This window comes from Oleiphilus sp. HI0128, from assembly GCF_001635365.1.
Map to the genome: position 1 here is coordinate 1 of NZ_LWGG01000709.1, position 291 is coordinate 291.

Below are 291 nucleotides of genomic sequence, written 5' to 3' on the forward strand. Positions count from 1 at the left end.
GTCACCGGCAAGGAATGTCTGGGCGAGTCAAGCACCATACTATGAACGCCATCAGCCCGAAAAGACGCTCCTCTATCAATTGGTTCAGGAACATTATCCTGTCTTTAAGTCCTCGTTGGAGGGTCAGGGACAAAGCTTGCCTCGTTACGTTCAGAGAGAGTTCGAAGATTTTCTCCAATGTGGTCGGCTGGAATATGGCTTTTTGCGTGTCCGCTGCGAGGATTGCCATCATGAACGATTGGTCGCATTTAGCTGCAAGCGCAGAGGGTTCTGCCCCAGCTGTGGTGCCCG

The 291-nt window shown here is 52.2% G+C and carries 1 protein-coding gene; it reads left to right on the forward strand.

Annotation, left to right across the window (positions count from 1 at the left end; all coding sequences use genetic code 11):
• On the forward strand, positions 1–291 hold a 291-nt coding region (locus tag A3763_RS26945; protein ID WP_197482862.1), incomplete at both ends, for a transposase zinc-binding domain-containing protein.